Origin of the sequence: Paenibacillus gorillae (assembly GCF_000513275.1) — a bacterium.
GTDB classification, from domain to species: Bacteria; Bacillota; Bacilli; order Paenibacillales; family Paenibacillaceae; genus Pristimantibacillus; species Pristimantibacillus gorillae.
On record NZ_CBVJ010000038.1, the window covers coordinates 1 to 16,931 of the forward strand.

Annotated in this window: 19 protein-coding genes; 9 read left to right on the forward strand and 10 right to left on the reverse strand. The window is 45.2% G+C overall.

Translation table 11 applies throughout. The features are described 5' to 3' along the window. Positions 1-1,052 precede the first annotated feature (1,052 nt). On the reverse strand, positions 1,053-2,981 hold the full coding sequence (locus TY10_RS07290; protein WP_042162096.1) for a glucosidase family protein: 1,929 nt from the start codon (positions 2,979-2,981) through the stop codon (positions 1,053-1,055). A 553-nt stretch (positions 2,982-3,534) separates the two neighbouring features. On the opposite strand from TY10_RS07290, the gene TY10_RS07295 reads away from it, so the two are divergent. Genes TY10_RS07295 through TY10_RS07305 form a run of 3 tightly spaced genes read left to right on the forward strand, consistent with a single transcriptional unit; the run spans position 3,535 to position 5,121 of the window. Then, the gene (locus tag TY10_RS07295) at positions 3,535-3,972 is read left to right on the forward strand and encodes a hypothetical protein (protein ID WP_042162097.1); all 438 of its coding nucleotides are present in this window, start codon (positions 3,535-3,537) and stop codon (positions 3,970-3,972) included. Between the two features lies 1 nt (position 3,973). Further along, positions 3,974-4,198: a helix-turn-helix transcriptional regulator gene (locus tag TY10_RS07300; protein ID WP_042162098.1), complete on the forward strand. Its 225-nt coding sequence runs from the start codon at positions 3,974-3,976 to the stop codon at positions 4,196-4,198. 29 nt (positions 4,199-4,227) lie between these two features. Then, positions 4,228-5,121 carry an NAD(P)-dependent alcohol dehydrogenase gene (locus TY10_RS07305; protein ID WP_042162100.1) on the forward strand — a complete coding sequence of 298 codons (894 nt, stop codon included), beginning with the start codon at positions 4,228-4,230 and terminating at the stop codon, positions 5,119-5,121. Positions 5,122-5,177: 56 nt separating this feature from the next. Here TY10_RS07305 and TY10_RS07310 read toward each other — a convergent pair whose 3' ends face one another. After that, positions 5,178-6,572: an MATE family efflux transporter gene (locus TY10_RS07310; protein WP_042162102.1), complete on the reverse strand. Its 1,395-nt coding sequence runs from the start codon at positions 6,570-6,572 to the stop codon at positions 5,178-5,180. A 337-nt stretch (positions 6,573-6,909) separates the two neighbouring features. On the opposite strand from TY10_RS07310, the gene TY10_RS07315 reads away from it, so the two are divergent. From TY10_RS07315 to TY10_RS31375, 5 genes are all read left to right on the forward strand, one after another. Then, positions 6,910-7,329: a hypothetical protein gene (locus tag TY10_RS07315; RefSeq protein ID WP_042162105.1), complete on the forward strand. Its 420-nt coding sequence runs from the start codon at positions 6,910-6,912 to the stop codon at positions 7,327-7,329. 1 nt (position 7,330) lies between these two features. Next, the gene (locus TY10_RS07320) at positions 7,331-7,549 is read left to right on the forward strand and encodes a helix-turn-helix transcriptional regulator (protein WP_042162107.1); all 219 of its coding nucleotides are present in this window, start codon (positions 7,331-7,333) and stop codon (positions 7,547-7,549) included. A 57-nt stretch (positions 7,550-7,606) separates the two neighbouring features. Continuing rightward, positions 7,607-8,299: a DUF4386 domain-containing protein gene (locus TY10_RS07325; protein ID WP_238327498.1), complete on the forward strand. Its 693-nt coding sequence runs from the start codon at positions 7,607-7,609 to the stop codon at positions 8,297-8,299. A gap of 32 nt (positions 8,300-8,331) precedes the next feature. Further along, on the forward strand, positions 8,332-8,952 hold the full coding sequence (locus tag TY10_RS07330; RefSeq protein WP_042162110.1) for a class I SAM-dependent methyltransferase: 621 nt from the start codon (positions 8,332-8,334) through the stop codon (positions 8,950-8,952). Between the two features lie 162 nt (positions 8,953-9,114). Continuing rightward, positions 9,115-9,474: a M24 family metallopeptidase gene (locus tag TY10_RS31375; protein ID WP_238327499.1), complete on the forward strand. Its 360-nt coding sequence runs from the start codon at positions 9,115-9,117 to the stop codon at positions 9,472-9,474. 8 nt (positions 9,475-9,482) lie between these two features. Here TY10_RS31375 and TY10_RS07345 read toward each other — a convergent pair whose 3' ends face one another. From TY10_RS07345 to TY10_RS07355, 3 genes are all read right to left on the reverse strand, one after another. Continuing rightward, complete coding sequence (locus TY10_RS07345) at positions 9,483-10,322, reverse strand: hypothetical protein (protein WP_238327500.1); 840 nt, start codon at positions 10,320-10,322, stop codon at positions 9,483-9,485. A gap of 185 nt (positions 10,323-10,507) precedes the next feature. Further along, on the reverse strand, positions 10,508-10,879 hold the full coding sequence (locus TY10_RS07350; protein ID WP_238327501.1) for a DUF3600 domain-containing protein: 372 nt from the start codon (positions 10,877-10,879) through the stop codon (positions 10,508-10,510). A 121-nt stretch (positions 10,880-11,000) separates the two neighbouring features. After that, positions 11,001-11,564: a sigma-70 family RNA polymerase sigma factor gene (locus TY10_RS07355; RefSeq protein WP_042162118.1), complete on the reverse strand. Its 564-nt coding sequence runs from the start codon at positions 11,562-11,564 to the stop codon at positions 11,001-11,003. Positions 11,565-11,716: 152 nt separating this feature from the next. On the opposite strand from TY10_RS07355, the gene TY10_RS07360 reads away from it, so the two are divergent. Continuing rightward, positions 11,717-12,766, forward strand: a complete 1,050-nt coding sequence (locus TY10_RS07360) for an NAD(P)/FAD-dependent oxidoreductase (protein WP_042162121.1) — start codon at positions 11,717-11,719, stop codon at positions 12,764-12,766. A gap of 112 nt (positions 12,767-12,878) precedes the next feature. On the opposite strand, the gene TY10_RS07365 is transcribed toward TY10_RS07360, so the two are convergent. From TY10_RS07365 to TY10_RS07385, 5 genes are all read right to left on the reverse strand, one after another. Further along, on the reverse strand, positions 12,879-13,463 hold the full coding sequence (locus TY10_RS07365; protein ID WP_042162123.1) for a nucleotidyltransferase family protein: 585 nt from the start codon (positions 13,461-13,463) through the stop codon (positions 12,879-12,881). A 112-nt stretch (positions 13,464-13,575) separates the two neighbouring features. Beyond that, positions 13,576-14,100 (reverse strand): NUDIX domain-containing protein, encoded by a 525-nt coding sequence (locus tag TY10_RS07370; RefSeq protein WP_052350421.1) that lies wholly within the window; start codon positions 14,098-14,100, stop codon positions 13,576-13,578. Between the two features lie 104 nt (positions 14,101-14,204). After that, a complete protein-coding gene (locus TY10_RS07375) occupies positions 14,205-14,387 on the reverse strand; it encodes a twin-arginine translocase TatA/TatE family subunit (protein ID WP_042162129.1) in 183 nt (60 codons plus the stop codon). A 34-nt stretch (positions 14,388-14,421) separates the two neighbouring features. Next, positions 14,422-15,621: a ZIP family metal transporter gene (locus TY10_RS07380; protein WP_081735152.1), complete on the reverse strand. Its 1,200-nt coding sequence runs from the start codon at positions 15,619-15,621 to the stop codon at positions 14,422-14,424. 17 nt (positions 15,622-15,638) lie between these two features. After that, the gene (locus tag TY10_RS07385) at positions 15,639-16,502 is read right to left on the reverse strand and encodes a multicopper oxidase domain-containing protein (protein WP_420329386.1); all 864 of its coding nucleotides are present in this window, start codon (positions 16,500-16,502) and stop codon (positions 15,639-15,641) included. Positions 16,503-16,931: the final 429 nt, after the last annotated feature.

Here is a 16,931-nt window from a genome sequence, read left to right on the forward strand (position 1 = left end):
AGCGAAAGCAGCTTCGCAATATTGCGAACCTGATTCGTTCTACGTGATTAGCTGTCTTGCAGCGAAGCTGATTCGCTATTTTGCGAATACAAGTTCGCTCCGCGACTGATGGCCAGCATGCTCCTCGCCTGCAGCGAACTTATTTTCGCAATCGGAGAACCAGGGTTCTCGGTTTGCGAAATTAGGTTCGCTAATCACACATTGGTGTGATGGTTGAGGCCGATTAGCGAAAGCAGCTTCGCAATATTGCGAACCTACTTCGTTCTACTCGAGATGGCTGCCACACAGCGAAGATAGGTTCGCTCGGCGCATCTGTGAGGCCAAACAACGAAACTAATTCGCTATTTTGCGAAGACAGTTCGCTCGGCGCAGAGACGATGCCAAACAGCGAAGCTGATTCGCTATTTAACGAAGGCAAGTTCGTTCCGCGACTGATGGCCATCACGCCTCTCGCCTACAGCGAACTTATTTTCGCAAATGGAGAACCAGGATTCTCGGTTTGCGAAAATGAGTTCGCTAATCATAGATTGGCAGGCTTACTAATGCCGATTAGCGAAATTAGCTTCGCAATATTGCGAACCTGCTTCGTTCTGCTTGAGCTAGCTGTCTCACAGCGAAGCTAGTTCGCTATTAGCGAAGACAGGCTCGTTCGACGTATATGGGAAACCGAGTAACGAAGTATGTTCGCTGGTTAGCGAAGATAGGTTCGTTCGGCGCACATGTGAAGCCGAGTAACGAAGCAGGTTCGCTATTTAGCCAATACCAGATCGTTCGACGCAAATGTGAAGCCGGAGCAACGAAGTAGGTTCTTGTTTAGGGAAGACAAATTCCTTCGACGAACAAGTGAAGCCGAAAAAAACTAATCTACTCGCATATTAGCACTTGCACTTACTTTCCACGCATACAAAAAAAGCAACTCCGTTCCATAAGCGGCGCTGATGAATCAGCTGAGCTTTGGAACGGAGTTGCTTTATTTTTTGCGGGTGGCAGCCGCTGGCTGCACCTCCCCCGCTTCTTTCTTTCACCTAGACGTTAACTTACTTGCCTCGAATTTACCATTTCACTTCAAAAGCTTCGCCATTCGCACCCGAGTAACGTTGGCTGCCGTTTTCGTCCGAGACAATCAGCTCGATGCCTGATGGCAGCGCGTTAACCACGAGATCGAACTGGCGGCCAAAGGCCTGAACGGAGCGGAGGGCCATCGTACTCCAGCCCTCCGGCAATCTCGGAATGCAGCTGAACGCCGATAATCCGGTTGGCCGAATGCCGAATAATCCTTCAGTAACGATACGGCAGTAAAGCGCGCTTTCCGCCGACAGATGACGCTGATTGCCTTCCGGATAGGCTTCAACCGGATATGGAACGTGATCGCCGAGCAGCCGCCGGCCGGAGTAGGATGCCAGATAAGCTGTTGCCGTCTCCGTTTCGCCGGCTGCGTACATACCGCGCAAGCCGTACAACGTAGAACGATCCCAGAAGGTCGTATCTCCCGCTTCCGTCGCAAGCCCGTCCTCTGTCCAAAGTCTTGGCGACAGCAGAGCTTGAATCGTTCCCGTCTTGCGCGTCTCGATCCCCATAGTCAGAGGAATGCAAATCCATGACCGCAATACATCGTTACCATCGTAATAACGATAAGTCTCAAACCCTTCAACCGTAGCGCCAAAATAGTTCTCAATCGCAGCATAGAGTTCTTCCGCCGCCGCTTTATACGCTGCCTGTGCCTCTGTCTTACCTAGCGTGACAGCCAAATCTGCAGCATGCTCATATGCCGCATATGCCAGACAGGAAGTGGACAAGTTAGCCGAGCCGCTCGGGAACCTGTTCTCCAGCTCATCTGAATCGGAGGCGATTACGCCGTCCGCAGTTTTCTGCCGTTCGCAGAACTCCAGGCACCATTCAATTGCAGGCCATAATTCCTCGGCAATTGCCAAGTCCCCTGACGATAACGCAAATAGCGAAGCTCCGTATGCGTACATCGCCGCATCGCCGCGGTCTCCGGCACCTTCCCAAATATCGATGCCTTCGGCAATGATTGAGCTTGGGATCGGCTCGAAGTTCGGCCCCATAAAGTTGGTGTACAGCCGCAGCGCATTCAGCGTCGCTTCATTGCCAGGTGCATAACCGAGATAAGGGAACAACGGGCCTGCATATTCCACTTGGTCGTTCGTCCACACAGCAGCATAATAATGACCGCCGCCCGGGCTGTGCATCAGTCCATTTCTCGTCTCGAAGATGCTTTCCGCCGTTCTCAGCTTGGCGAACGCAAACATCCGGTCCAGCACCGCATCCGGCGTCTCCAGACGCAGATGGTTTCGGCTCCGTGCAACCAGTTGCTGCCGTTTGCCCTCTTCCTCAGAGATATCGATCCCATTGTCCGTTTCTTTCACTGTTTTTGCCGTGATCCGAATGCCGAATTGCAGCGTCTGTCCCGGCTCAATTATTTGCTCACCGCCATCTGCATCATGAGCAGCAGCGATTAAATAAATGCCGTAAGCACCCTTCACTGATGCTCTTTCCTCGCGGTCAATAACTTGGACTTTCACTGGCTGACTGGACGTATTCGTCAGCGTCACTTTCTCCAGCGCCGCTTTCACGTCAGTGGACGGGAACAGCGTCCGTACAATGAGGAGCCCGTCCTCTGCTTCGCTTTCCATGCGAAGCAGACCGTCAAATTGAAACCGAAGCGGACGTTCGTTAACGCTTTGCTTCCCGTTTATTTGAAGGAATGGCATCACTTCCTGCCCAAAATCCTGCATTAGACTTCCATGCGTATTATTGGGGATCGTTCGCAGCCCAGGCCATACAACGGTACGGGACAATACTAGCTTTCCTTCCCCGTCCACACCGTAACGTACAATCATCGAGACCTGTTTGCCGCTCATCTCCAGATGATCTTCATGCGGCAGCCGGCCGCTCTCCGCGACTTCCCATACTATTTCGTCTTTCCCAATCGTCCATCTTGTCCTGTTTTGTCGCTCCATTGCTGTCTCTGCCTCCGTTTGTGCCTGACGATGCGCTCAGCCTTAATCACACCTCAGACATACATTTAATAAAACATTGAAAAAAATATAATATGGCCCTAACCAGCAGCATCCCGGTCAGGCTGCCAGCCGCCACTCCTTTGAACTGGCAGTCATTCTACACTTGAGTGCCGATAAACTAAACCATATTAGCTGTAATCGGTTTCACAAGTGGAAAAATGAAGCGACAACAACATGAAAGTAGTTTCAGTCGTCTATGACTCCCGCTTTATCAACAAACGGTATAGATGAAATTATTCCATCTTGTTCTGCGTCTGGCAAGTAGATATGAAGTAATGGTGGCGATTATGACATACTTCAGCAGATTTTTACATACTCACTTCCCTTTTACGCAGTAATAAACCCCGTACATCTGGCACTCTATATATGCCTCTGCTTTAAAAGCGAGACATACTCATCGTAAAAACATTTGACTTTATGTCAAAAATTTTATACATTGTGTATATAATATTTTACTCTAAGTACATTAACTTTAACATTAAGGAGCTGCAGAATGACCTATCATGCTAAGAAAGCTTCAGTATCTATCGGAACGTCCATCCTTGTCTTCTTCTTCCTCTATATGGGAATGCAAGGGGCTGCCAATGCTGAATCGGACACTCTGCCAAGTTTATGGGGAGCGTTCTTCATCAAGCTGCTTGTAGCCGAAGTGGTTGCAAACATCCTCATTATGATGATCTTCAATCTCGTGAACAAGCTGGCCACCAACGAAAGTTCGCCTTCCTTTGCCGATGAACGGGATAGAGGGATTGAGTTGAAGGCGATACGTAACTTCTGCTTCGTCTTTTGTGCCGGTTTTTTTGCCGCTATGGCCGCGTTAATGTTCCATCAGCCTTTGTCCGCCATGTTTCACATTCTGGCCTTTGATTTCTTTATTGCAGGCGTGGTCTTGAACCTGTCCTTTATTTTCTACTATCAGAGAGGGTTTTGAAATGAAGAAAAGCTCGATTACGAATAACATCCGGCAATTGCGATTCATGCATAACGAGATGACCCAGCAGCAGTTGGCGGACCTCGTTGGCGTCACCAGACAGACCATTGTCGCGATTGAAAAAGAAAAATACTCGCCTTCATTAGAGGTAGCGTTTCTTATAGCACAAGTATTCGGCGTCCCGCTCGAACAAATTTTTATTTTCCATCCGGGCAATGGACAGTAAGCAACTATCACACGAAAGAAGGAATATAGATGAAAGCTGCGATTTGCACCAGATATGGACCGCCGGATGTCGTTCAAATTCAAGAAATCGGCATGCCCTCTGTACAGGACAATGAAGTATTGATAAAGCTGCATGCGACAACCGTTACGCCTGGGGATTGTGTAATCCGATCCAGCAAAATGCTCTTGATGCGGCTGTTCTTTGGCATCCTTAAACCGAGGAAGCAGATACTGGGCAGCGAGCTGTCAGGCATCATTGAGGAAGTGGGCAGCAACGTAACGAAATTCCAAAAAGGTGATGAGGTATTCGCCTATAGAGGAATGAAATTGGGGGCTCATGCTGCATATATAACGCTGCCCGAGCATGGGGTTCTGACGATAAAGCCCGCCCGCCTTACCCATCAGGAAGCGGCTGCGATTGCATTCGGAGGCACTACCGCTTTGCATTTTCTCCGGAAAGGAAATGTTCAAGCAGGGATGCATATCCTTATCAATGGAGCATCCGGCTCCGTCGGCTCTTCTGCTGTACAGCTTGCGAAGCACTTTGGCGCTGAGGTTACCGCTGTATGCGGAAGCAGCAATGTCGATTGGGTTAAAAAGCTGGGCGCCGATCATGTCATTGACTATACGAAGGAAGACTTTATGAAGTCCGGCAAACGCTACGACCTCATTTTTGATGCTGTTGGCAAAAGCTCGAACCCCGCCGGCAAAGCTGCCTTAACAGCTAACGGCAAATTTATCTCGGTTAAGGGCGGGATTGCCCGTGAGAATCTGGAAGATTTACTGTTTCTGAAGCAGCTTGTCGAGGATAGAGCATTCCAGCCAGTCATTGATCGCAGCTTCCCGTTTGAACAAATTGCCAGTGCCCATGCCTACGTCGAACAAGGACATAAAAAAGGAAACGTAGTCATTACGTTTAATTAAAAAAAGTACCCATGCACCTCACAACAATTTGTGGCGGTGTATGGGTACTTTTCTTATTAAATGAGCTTATGCTTGTACCATTTCTTCCCTCTAAAGCGCCACATAAAGATGGCGCCCCTCACGCCCCACTCGCTGTTCATAGCCAGCCAGACGCCGAAAATCCCCATGCCTAGCGTAATGCCTAGAATATAGCCAAGTATGACGCGGAACAGCCACATCGTCAGCATCGACGTTATTGATGTAAACCGGGCATCCCCCGCCGCTCTAAGCGCAGATGGCAGGATAAAGCTTACGGACCAAAGCGGAATTTGGATAATAGCTGTCATGAGCAGCACCCAAAAAATATCGTCCACAATTTCTGCTGGCGGCGAGAACAAACCAACTAGCAGATGGAAAAACGGCATCAATACCAGTCCGACAACCGTCAAAAACAAGGAGCCCAGCCAGAGAAACGAGCGTACAAACTTGCGGGCATCCTCTACATTGCCGCGTCCGATACATTGACCAACGACGGTAACGACAGTTAAAGACAACGCAGCCGCTGGAATTTGGAAAACGCCGGCCAGCGATGATGCGATCGCATTCGTTGCGATGGCATAAGTGCCCAAGCTGACGATAAACACTTGCGTCAACAGCTTACCGCCGTTGAAAAACATCTGTTCTGCCGCAAACGGTACGCCGATGAACAATATTTTCCGCAGCATAGCAATGGGGACATGAAATAAATGACGGATGCGAATATGCAGCGTCTCATCGATTTTAAACAAATAATACAATGCACATGCGGCGCCTGCGAACCGGGCAATATTGATAGCAATTGTCATCCCCATCACGCCCATGTTCAAATAGTTAATGAAAAGGATATTCAGCAGCACGTACAAAATGTTCATAATGAGCGATAGAAACAACGATGCCCTGCTCTTCCCAATCCCTCTCAGTGCGCCGCAAACGGCTTGAACGATCGCAATGCCCAGAAAGGAAATGCTGCTGCCGATCAGATAAATTCTGGCACTGTCCAACACTTCCGGCGAGGCTGATCCGAACAGCAGCTGAAGCAGCGGATTGTGGAAGCCGATGATAAGCAAGCCGATTCCAAGTGCGATCATCGATACAGACGTAATGCTGCCCGCGGTGGCGCGGGATACCATCTGGCTGTTTCCGTTGCCTTTATATTGTGCAACCACGACCGTCCCCCCGGTAGCGACGGCGACAAAGACGTTGATCAGAAAAATATTCAGCGAGTCCACCATATTGACCGCACTGACCGCCGATACCCCGGAGGAACTGATCATCGCCGTGTTGACCAGATTGAGTCCGACAATGAAGGCCTGATCAATCAGAATCGGGAAAAACAAAGCCAATATTTGACGGTAATCCATCGACTCCCCGGATAAATATTTGTTCAAATAAAATTGTGTTCTCGTTCGTAATCGAGCCTGACTCACTGCCATCACATTCTTTTCATTGAAATGGAAAAAACTCTTCTCGCGAAGAGCTTCTCACTTGCATTTTTTTGTTAAGGATCATCAATTCCCTGGTTACAACGATGCCGAAACTTTCGAAAGCGCTTAATTGGACAATAGCACTGGCAGCGGGTTCTGTCAATGAAGCTTGCTGCCCGTTTTACATCTATCCTATGACTTCCCGATTCGGTGTACAAGCATGTGTAAAATAAACTTGACATTGGATATAGTTTTAATTACATTATGTATAGTTTGATTTACATTCTGTAAATGATTACATTTTCAATGGGGAGGCCTATATGTCCTATCAAGAAAAAAAGTTTTTGTGTCCATCATTAGCAGCGTGCTTATCTTCACTCTTTATACTTTATACGCGATATCAAATGCCGAGGACGGCAGCATCACTTCAGCCAGTGATTTCAGTTTTTGGGGTACCTTCATTCTCGTGCTGCTCCCGGTATCGATTGCAGCTAAGATCATCATTCATATCGTGTTTGTCATCTTCAATAAAATCGCTTCGAATGAAGATCCGCCTTCTTTTGAAGACGAGCTGGATAAAATCATCGAGTTAAAAGCAGACCGGATCTCGCTTTATGTGTTTTTCCTCGGATTTATATTAGCCATGGTACCGCTCGTTACGGATATCCCAACCTACCTAACATTCCTTCTTCTGATCCTCTTCGGTTTTTTATCTGATCTAATGGGACGAATCGCACAATTATACTTTTATAAAAAAGGAGTTTGATATGGGAAAGGATGCGATTATTAATCAAATACGGAATCTTCGGTTTCATCATAATGAAATGACTCAGCAACAATTAGCAGAACAAGCCGGAGTCACCCGGCAGACCATTGTTTCTATCGAAAAGGGAAATTATTCACCTTCATTGGAATTGGCTTTTCGGATTGCGCGTGTTTTCGGAAAACCACTTGAAGAGGTCTTTCAATATGAGGATAAGCAATAAAACATGTCCAGCGAGTACCCGCCCATTATAGGCAGGATAAGGAGGTTCATGATGTTGATGAAAAATAGGACAGTAAGCAAAAGAACAGCATTAATCACCGGATTGTTACTAATGCTCGGACTGGTTACAGGCGTATTTAGCGTTGTCCCTGTGATCGATGGATCAGACTACCTTATCGAAGCTTCTAACCATGCAAATCAGGTGCTGCTTGGAGCCTTTTTTCAGCTGCTGATGATTATTGCCTATGTTGGCCTTCCAATTCAGTTATATCCCATGTTAAGCAGACATAATAAAAGTTTAGCGATCGGATCTGTTGCTTTTGGAATCATTGCCGGAGTTTTCATTATGCTTGGCGTAATTCTTCTTTTGTTGCTGTTGACCTTAAGTCAAGAATTTACAAAAATCGGGATTGGCGATGGTTCGTATGTTCAAACTCTCGGAGAGTTGTTGCGGGAAGGACGTGATTTGGTAAACCATGTGGCAACCACACTGTCGTTTGTGCTGGCCCTCTTCTTTTTCAACTGCATATTTTATAAAACTAGAAGCATTCCGCGTTGGTTGTCCGTTCCCGGTCTTCTCGGAGCTGTACTGTCCATATTGGCAAGCTTATTATTTATGGTTCACCTCATCGGTCTGGATGCTGCTTACATGATATTGAACCTTCCAATCGCGCTTTATCAATTGGTTTTGGCGATTTGGTTGATTATTAAAGGATTCAATCAACTGGAACAGGCCTCTGTCTCCCCCTAAGATGATTGCTCTAGAAAGAAGGTGTATCGGAAATGAATAAATCCGAACAGTTTTGGGATAAAACCGCAAGCCAGTATGATCAAATCGAGCAAAAGGACCAACAAACCTATCTCCAACTCATAGAGCGGACGAAATCGCATCTCAACACAAGCGACGTACTGCTGGATTACGGCTGTGGAACGGGGTTAATTGCTAATGAAATTGCCACAGATGTGAAAACGATTCATGCCATTGATATCTCTTCTAATATGATTGCAATTGCCACGGCAAAAGCCAATGATCGTAACCTCACAAATATAAACTACGCTCATGCAGTTATTTTCGATAAAAGATATACGAAAGGCTCGTTTGACGTGATCTTGGCGTTCCATGTTCTGCACCTATTGGAGGATGAGCATATCGTTCTGCAAAGAATAAATGATCTGTTGAAACCGGGCGGATTATTGATTTCTGCAACTCCCTGCGTCGGAGAGAAGTTACTTCTAGGCCGATTTCTGTCCTTTGCTGGTAAAATCGGTGTAATGCCTCATATAAAATCTTTCAAAGTCCCCCATCTAGTCGAAACAATTGAAAAAGGGAATTTCTCGATTGTCGAAGCGGATTATTTGAAGAAAAGCTCTCAGGAATATTTCATTGTTGCTAGGAAGCATTAACAAGCGCATGACGCAAATGTTCTATGCTGTAGAGTATCTGAACAAGGAGAGGGATAACTTTGGTTGAGCATCTCACACAGTACCGTCATGTACAGGCAATAGCAAAGGCGACTATTGATGAGCTGAAGAAGCTGATCAAATCAGGTATGACCGAAAGAGATATTGTTTTTACAGCGGAAGAAATCATGCGGAACAAGGGCATTAAGAGCTTCTGGTATTACGGCATCGGAGCCTTGGGGCGACTACGACAGAACATTAACCATCATTGATGGAAATGTGGTCGATGACACCGGCAATGAATCCGCTTTGGAGTTTGTGCATGGAATCAAAACCGAACAGAAGCTTCATGACGAATTTATTCATTACATCAAGCCTGACATGACGTTTGAGGAAGTTTATTTACATATGAATGAGGTCATTCAAAACCTTGGATACATTAATCTCGATTTTACTGGAAACCTCGGGCATTCGATTGAATTTGATAAAGATCATAGTTGGTTAATTTTTTCACCGTCCCCATAACATGTACTCTACATTGTAAATGTGCGAAGTAAAGACGGCCATACGGAAATTTTCTCATGACAGTACGGACATTCGGTTTCCCCCGCTAAATAACGCAGATGCGCAGCCAATGTTTGCTCTCCTATCACTTCCGCCCTCTCCGCCAATTCGCGTACATCTTCATCTGCAAATGACGCAGCCGGAATGATTAGATGTGATTCCTGGTCAGTGTTAAATACGGGATCCTGTTCATAGGCTTGAAGAATTCCTGCATGATCTTCATTAGGCCATATGAACACATCTTCCTCGCAGGTCGGACACACAGCCACATACTCATCACCGTTACTAAACGTCATCAACATGTTGGCAGCGCTATATGAGCCGCGATAAGCAGCATCCGCAACAAGAATGTAACGTTTCTCTATCTCATCTATGGTATGTTGTTGGGCTGTGGAAGCGAATACTTCCTTTGTAAGCCCCTTGAGCTTGCCAATTGCATCTATATATTCACGATACAATTCCGTACAAACGGAGTTGTCTGCATCCGCAGCTAGTTCAGCCCAAGATGCTGGAAATGGCGCCTCATCTCGCCTATCGCGGCTTGCTTCGATGATTCCGCAATTGATAAACATTTCTTTGCGCACCTCGGCATCCGATGTTGAGCTTGCTAGCTGTGCCAAAAACGGCATCGCCGCGTAGGTAGCCGTATATATCGTATTTTGATGAAACAAGTATTCCTGAAAGAGTTCGTCAAAAACCTCCTGGCTATATTCCTGCATTAGCTGCTGTAATAACACAGGTACGTTGTCTGCAGAACCGTACGGTCCAGTCAGCTTTCTCCATACATCGCTATCCCACTTAAGCAACATTTCCCTCCGTTCCTGATTGCCAACTTTTGACCTTTCTATTTATTGTATCACTTAAGAATCAGCATACAACATCCTAATAATTTGATGTCCAGAAGAATATTACGATATTATACGATATTTCACATACACTACCCTGGTCGAAAAAAGGAACCCATCCAGATTGGATGAGTCCCTGCCTCGTTTTCCTATGGTTTGGAGCTTCCGTTTATCTTCTCGAAGTACGGGGCTAGCTTGGAGGCCAGCTGCTCAAACTGCTGCTGCTCTTCTTTGCTCAACTTCTCCTCATGCTTGACCCCATTTTCATTGGTAATCTTCAGCTTTAATTGCATTAACTGCTTGGTCAGCTCCATATACTCCTTGAATTCGTCTTCCGTAAGCTTGCCTTGTGCTTCCTGAAGCATTCCTTCAATCTCTTGATAATCTTCCTGTGTACCACCGCGCTGTTCAATTGTCGCAGCAGAACCGAAAATATCATCTGCCAGATAGGAAGCAGCAAATGCGGCAGAAGGAATCAGAATTGCCACTGCAGCAATGCCTGCCAATATGCGTTTCTTCATAGTAGATATACCTCTCTTTTCATTTACATAGTGTTGATAGGACTGGCGGACACGCCCATACAAATCTGGTGGGCAGTGCATCGAAGATGCCGCCTGGCGTAGTTCCTCACGCAATTCCTTGTCAATGGACATACACGTCTCCTCCCGTCATTTCGTAACGTTTCCGGAGTTCTTTCAGTGCCAAATGCTGTCGGGATTTCACTGTGCCAACAGGGATCTGCAGCATGTCTGCGATTTCTTCCAGTGCATAGTCATGAAAATAGCGCAGGATGACGACCACACGTTGTTTGTACGACAACTGATGGATAAGGCTGAACAGTTCATACTGCATTTCCGACTGCAGAACAGCTTTGTCCGTCCACTCGAGCTGTTCGCAAGTCATCTGTCGGTTTCGTTCAAAGAGACGAATTCGCCGCCAGGCCTTTCTTTTCCAATCCTGGACCTGGCGTACAGTGATCCCGTGCAGCCAAAACCGGAACGGCCGGTTCGGGTCGTAAGAATGGAAAGATCTCCACATGCGCATGTAAATTTCATTCACAATATCCTCAATGTCTTGTTTGTTGTAGACGAGAAAAGCAACCGTCCGATAGACGTCTTGGTGAGTCACCTGATAGACAAGCTGAAAGGCCGACTCGTCACCCAACGTTGCTTTTTCAAGCCAAGGAACTAACTCTTTATCATTCATAGGGGCCCCCCTGACGTGTTACAACTCTTAATTCGCTCTCAAGGCGAAAAAGGTTCAATAAGAGAATAAACTTTTTTGACGTTCCGTAAGCCTCTCTCTCCCACCGCCACCGGATTCTCATGTTACAATAAAATGGCAGGGGGGAGTAACAATTGAGAAAACAAAAGATCGTAATTATTGGCGCAGGGATTGTCGGGGCTTCCATGGCTTATCAGCTGGCCAAACAAAATCAAGAAGTAACCGTTATTGAACGACACCCCGCCGCGGCGCTTGAAGTCACGGAAAAGTCGTTTGCCTGGATCCATACGACGCATAGTGTGGCTCCCGAATACTGGCATTTGTACGATGCTGCTGTGGAAGAATATCATGCGCTTGAGCAAGAGTTGCCGGAATTGTCAATTCATTGGCACGGAGCGCTGACTTGGGGCAATCCGGCTCTAAGAGAGAATCTCCCCTTACAAAATTTAAACCGGGAGCAGCTACAGGCATTGGAACCGAATCTGAAGGACTATCCGAATGAAGCGATATTTGCGAGTGAAGAAGGTGCGGTGGACCCGATAGGGTTAACGGAGCTGTTATTGAGCAAAGCACAAGAATACGGAGCAACGGTTCAGTTCGATACCAACGTTACCCAATTGCAGCAAGAAGATTCCCGCTTGGTCGGCGTTCATACATCTAATGGTTTTCTGGAGTCGGATATCGTGGTATTAGCAGCAGGCATGGGCGTACCCGAACTTGGCAACCCATTAGGTTATCCCGTGCCGGTAGCACCATCCCCTTCCATATTGATTCGGATGAAAACTGCAAATAAGCTGATACATACATTAATCTCAAATGCGCAATTTGAAGCCCGTCAACTGACGGATCATATTTTACTGGCAGCGGAAGATTATATGGACGAGTCCGAGGAAAATGGACCAGAGGCAGTCGGCCAGCGCGCGTTCGAGACGTTGCGTGACAGTCTTAAGGGCGGGGACCAGCTAGAACTGGAAAGTATTAAAGTTGGGATCAGGCCTATGCCTGAAGACGGCTATCCAATCGTTGGTTTCCATGATCATATGAAGGGACTTTATCTGGCAGTGATGCATTCTGCGATTACTCTAGCGCCACTAATTGCGCGTTTGGCTGCAAGTGAAATTATCAATCGGGATACAAGAAAAGAATTAGAACCTTGCCGGCTATCCCGATTTAAGAACCATTAAGAAACCAGAAGACGGACTTCATATAGGTTCGACAGCATTTATGGTTCAAGTTCTTTCATTTCCTAGGTCATCCTTTCGCGGATGGCCCTTTATTTCTTCTAGATTGCTAACGTTAGTAGGTTTGTTGAATATGATGAACCTTTACCTTGCCCCATATGCTCTTCCAATTCTTCTTAACAATTCGTTCTTCATAGATTTTTGCTCTTTCTTTTGTTTCTTCAAAATAAGGGGTTGGCTTTAACAAGATCTTTAATACATCTTCAATTCCACACGGGGCTGTTAAGACAATTTTGTTTTGCCCATCTAATGTAAGTCCTAATGCTGTTGCTGTTTCAGGAAACTTTGAGATCGCGTCAATTGATGAAGAATAGGGCGGTATGTTATTTACTACATGCATTCTCGCTTCATTCTTGACAGACCAAGGGATTTGAGGGTTTATACTTTTAAGCTTTTGTTCCAATTGCTTTTCTGCTTTTTCATCGAGATTGCTATTATCGAAATAAATGACATCAACATCGGGCATTGGTGTCCTTTCAATATAATCATGAAGTGTATCCCATATTTTTGAACGAATAAAACCCGCACATACCCACCAGTCGGGCAAATTCAGAGTTTTGGCGTTTCGTAAAATTTCCATCATCCATTCATCATCTTTTACAAGTTGTATGATGTCTTGCTCATTTTCTAATTTCAACATGACCGCCTCCCGAACATAAATTCTCATTATAACTGATAATAAGAAAATTGGAAGGAATTTCTTATATGAATTAAATGATATCTTTTATCGTGTATTGCTATTTATATTTAATTCAGCCTTCAATAAATGCTGGTGTTTGAAGACCTTTGCGATTCAAAATCCATTGAGCCAATGGCTCCCTTGATGGCGCCCCCATTATAAAATTAACATCCGTTCTTGGATGCAGATTGTAATCGGTTATCTCATTTAATGGTATCCAAGCAATTCCCACCTGATGTACGTCAGGCATTTCCCCGACCTTTGCTTCGTTTTGGGAAGTGATATTACACAAAAATGTGAAATCAATTTGATGCATATCCGGTTCTAATTCTGGAAACATCGAATCTCTCTTGGCGATGAATTCGTTAATAAAGAGCATTTTTTCGATTTCAACCCTTAGACTCACTTCCTCGAATACTTCTCTAATCAATGTTTCTTGCAAGCTTTCACCGTGGTGTTGACCGCCTCCCGGCAGAACAAAAAACTCCCCTTGAACTCCCTTTCTCCTTAATACGAGCAACTGATCATCTTTTATGATAATGGCTCTTGCTGCAGTTCTAACCCTCGAATTAACACCTAATTTTGTTGTATTTTTCATAAATACAAATTCGCCTAATCGTAAGCATTTCCCTTTGAAAAATACTAAGGTTCAACAGCAAAAACAAAAAGCGACCATAAGGCCGCCATTTTATTTTGCTCTCTTTATTCTTTCTGTTCCTTTGACTGATCTTTTTTTTCATCTGTATCAATTAGCCCTTTGGCTCCTCTTTTGAACTCTGACAATGTTGTGCCGATTGCTCTCCCTAACTGTGGCAATTTGGATGGCCCAAAGAGTAATAATCCCAAAATTACAAGCAATACAATCCCTGCAATACCTATGTTCATAGGCAAATAACTCTCCTCCTGCATTCGCACCGATTTAGAAGTTAACCAAAAGGGCTGTCACATACATTAACAAGACTCCCAGCGTTAGACTCCCAAAATTAAGCCATGAAACTGAAGGCGTACCATCAGCCCTCGCATCTCTAATAATCATTTTGAGAATGACATAGATGACTTGAACAATGGCACCTGCTCCAATACCGAAAAACAATGCTGCCAAAGTCTGATTAAATACAAATCCGCCGATCCAAGTTCCGATAATGGCTGGTGCGCCACCGAGAACAGCTAAGGCGAAGAATGTCTTTAATTTAGGCTTAGCTTTCAGCAGCGGTGCTGCAATGCCAATACCCTCTGTAATATTATGAAGTGTGAACCCTATAATAAGGAAAGTACCCAGTGCGGCCTCACCCGTTGCAAAAGCTGCACCTATTGCAAGACCTTCTCCGAGGTTGTGCAGGCCGATTCCTCCTGCTATTTTGAAAGATACTCGTTTACCATTATCGTTAGTGTTCAAAGTTTTCTTCGAGTTTGTCTGATCAAGTGCAAGCAGAAATAGAAAGCTGAGTACAGCGCCGAACCAAACGAGACCTGTTCCTTGGAATACCCCTGGCGCTTCTATACCAAGCTCTAGCCCTTCTTGAATCGTATCAACAGCGAGGAAGAACAGCAGACCGACTGTAAATGCCATAACTGCTTGAATACCTCTGGAAGAAAAACGACGCATGAAAGGAAACCATAGCAACCCAAGACCAACCGGAACTACCCCTACATAAAAACCTATGAGCGAATATTGTAAAAATCGGTTGGCATCTGCAACTGGCGTTTTCATTGCAGCAGCTACATCACCAGCAAAAAGTAATCCATTTGTTGTAATGAACTTAATTTCATGCGGGTCTCCTTCTACCCATGGATAAGGAATACTGACAGTTGAGCTTTCAAATCGCTCAATGGTCGGACTTGGCGAATAGGTAGCATTCCAAAAAGAGTCATCTACCACAACTTGTGCAACGGTCAGCTCCTTCGGCCCGGAATTGAGAATGCGAACTTCAAATCCATCATCTGTTAAAATGATGCGTTCAATATTCAGTACTTCAATTGGAGCCGCCTGCTGTTCTTTTACACCAGTACCCCATGTACCAATAAGAGCAATCATGACTGCCAGTAGCAGCAGCGGCAATATGCCTAGCAGCCAAACGATTGATTTGTTAAACTTTTTATTTACCCTTTCGTTTTGCACATCGCACCTCTCCTCTGTTATCCGACTTCAAAGAATCCCATCCAGCCGAGCTCCGTGAATTCGCTCTGATGAGCATGAAACATATACCTTCCCGGAGCCGGGAACGTTATTTCGATAATGCCTCTCTCCCCTTGACATTGCATAATCGTATCCGTATATTGAGGTCTCGCATCCGGATCGGCTCCAGTCGCATAATAATGAAAGAAATTGGAGTGCAAATGAAAGGAGTTGATGGGATCGAATTCTGTTAAATTACTTAAATAGATACGAACCAGTTCTCCCGTTTTCACTTTAATAGGCCTTGATTGATAAGCAAAAGCGTAGCCATTAACGGTATAGATCTCATTTTCACCGTCTAAGTCCAAATCGAAGCCATTCATTACCATACTTAGTTCTTTTGCCGGTTTCCTTGGTTTCTTGGGATCGATGATGAAATGACCATAGAGACCTTTATGAATATGTCTAGCTAACGGGGGTACATGGCAGTGATAAGGCTGCAGACCTGCTGGTTTGGCTTCGAATTCATAAACGAATTCCCCTCCTGTTGGTATCTGCTCCAAACCATCCATATTCGTTGGATGAATACCGTGTAAATGAATGGAATGAGGGTGCGCCGAACCGTTGCCAAACTTAATTCGTACGATATCGCCTTCCGTGCAACGTAATGTTGGTCCAGGAATTGTGCCGTTGAATGTCCATCCTGGGAATTTAATGCCTTTCGCTATTTCCACCTCGGCATCCCACGCCTGAATCTCGTATTCTCTGATGGTCTTTCCATCCATAGATTTACTTACAACCCCATAATCGAAAGCTGTTAACGCCTTCACAGCGGCTTCCAGTCCTGGTGTTGAATCTGTACCAGGATCGTAGCCATGCACCATCCCTTCATTCATCTGATCTTTGAGGCTATGATGCATTTCTTCCTTCCCCATTGCATTGGCAGTCTTACCGAATAATGTACTTGTATTTATAAGTCTGCTTCCCAGAACACCCAGTATGCCAGCTGCCCCTACTTTAAGAATACTTCTCCTTGAAAATTGCCGGTTTGGATCAAGTGCCATTTACCTCCACCTCCATGTTAATATAAGGAAAATATTTTGCATCAACGCAAAATATTTAATAAAAAAATTTTATTTTACCAAGGGACAAATTGTTGATATAGGGCAACTTTTATCTTGAATAGAATATATGATATCCTAGCGCCTTTGTAAAGTATTTTTTGTAATAGCTTGTCCTGGTTTTTCTATTGGAGGCTTTGTGTCCCATCAGACTATATTTACCGCATATTGCCAATTTCAATTCATTTGATT

Coding starts and splice junctions, on each gene's coding strand:
- TY10_RS07290 (WP_042162096.1), bottom strand. CDS start 2,981: ATGGAGCGACAAAACAGGACAAGATGGACGATTGGGAAAGACGAAATA.
- TY10_RS07295 (WP_042162097.1), top strand. CDS start 3,535: ATGACCTATCATGCTAAGAAAGCTTCAGTATCTATCGGAACGTCCATC.
- TY10_RS07300 (WP_042162098.1), top strand. CDS start 3,974: ATGAAGAAAAGCTCGATTACGAATAACATCCGGCAATTGCGATTCATG.
- TY10_RS07305 (WP_042162100.1), top strand. CDS start 4,228: ATGAAAGCTGCGATTTGCACCAGATATGGACCGCCGGATGTCGTTCAA.
- TY10_RS07310 (WP_042162102.1), bottom strand. CDS start 6,572: ATGGCAGTGAGTCAGGCTCGATTACGAACGAGAACACAATTTTATTTG.
- TY10_RS07320 (WP_042162107.1), top strand. CDS start 7,331: ATGGGAAAGGATGCGATTATTAATCAAATACGGAATCTTCGGTTTCAT.
- TY10_RS07325 (WP_238327498.1), top strand. CDS start 7,607: ATGAAAAATAGGACAGTAAGCAAAAGAACAGCATTAATCACCGGATTG.
- TY10_RS07330 (WP_042162110.1), top strand. CDS start 8,332: ATGAATAAATCCGAACAGTTTTGGGATAAAACCGCAAGCCAGTATGAT.
- TY10_RS07345 (WP_238327500.1), bottom strand. CDS start 10,322: ATGTTGCTTAAGTGGGATAGCGATGTATGGAGAAAGCTGACTGGACCG.
- TY10_RS07350 (WP_238327501.1), bottom strand. CDS start 10,879: ATGAAGAAACGCATATTGGCAGGCATTGCTGCAGTGGCAATTCTGATT.
- TY10_RS07355 (WP_042162118.1), bottom strand. CDS start 11,564: ATGAATGATAAAGAGTTAGTTCCTTGGCTTGAAAAAGCAACGTTGGGT.
- TY10_RS07365 (WP_042162123.1), bottom strand. CDS start 13,463: ATGTTGAAATTAGAAAATGAGCAAGACATCATACAACTTGTAAAAGAT.
- TY10_RS07370 (WP_052350421.1), bottom strand. CDS start 14,100: ATGAAAAATACAACAAAATTAGGTGTTAATTCGAGGGTTAGAACTGCA.
- TY10_RS07375 (WP_042162129.1), bottom strand. CDS start 14,387: ATGAACATAGGTATTGCAGGGATTGTATTGCTTGTAATTTTGGGATTA.
- TY10_RS07385 (WP_420329386.1), bottom strand. CDS start 16,502: ATGGTGCATGGCTACGATCCTGGTACAGATTCAACACCAGGACTGGAA.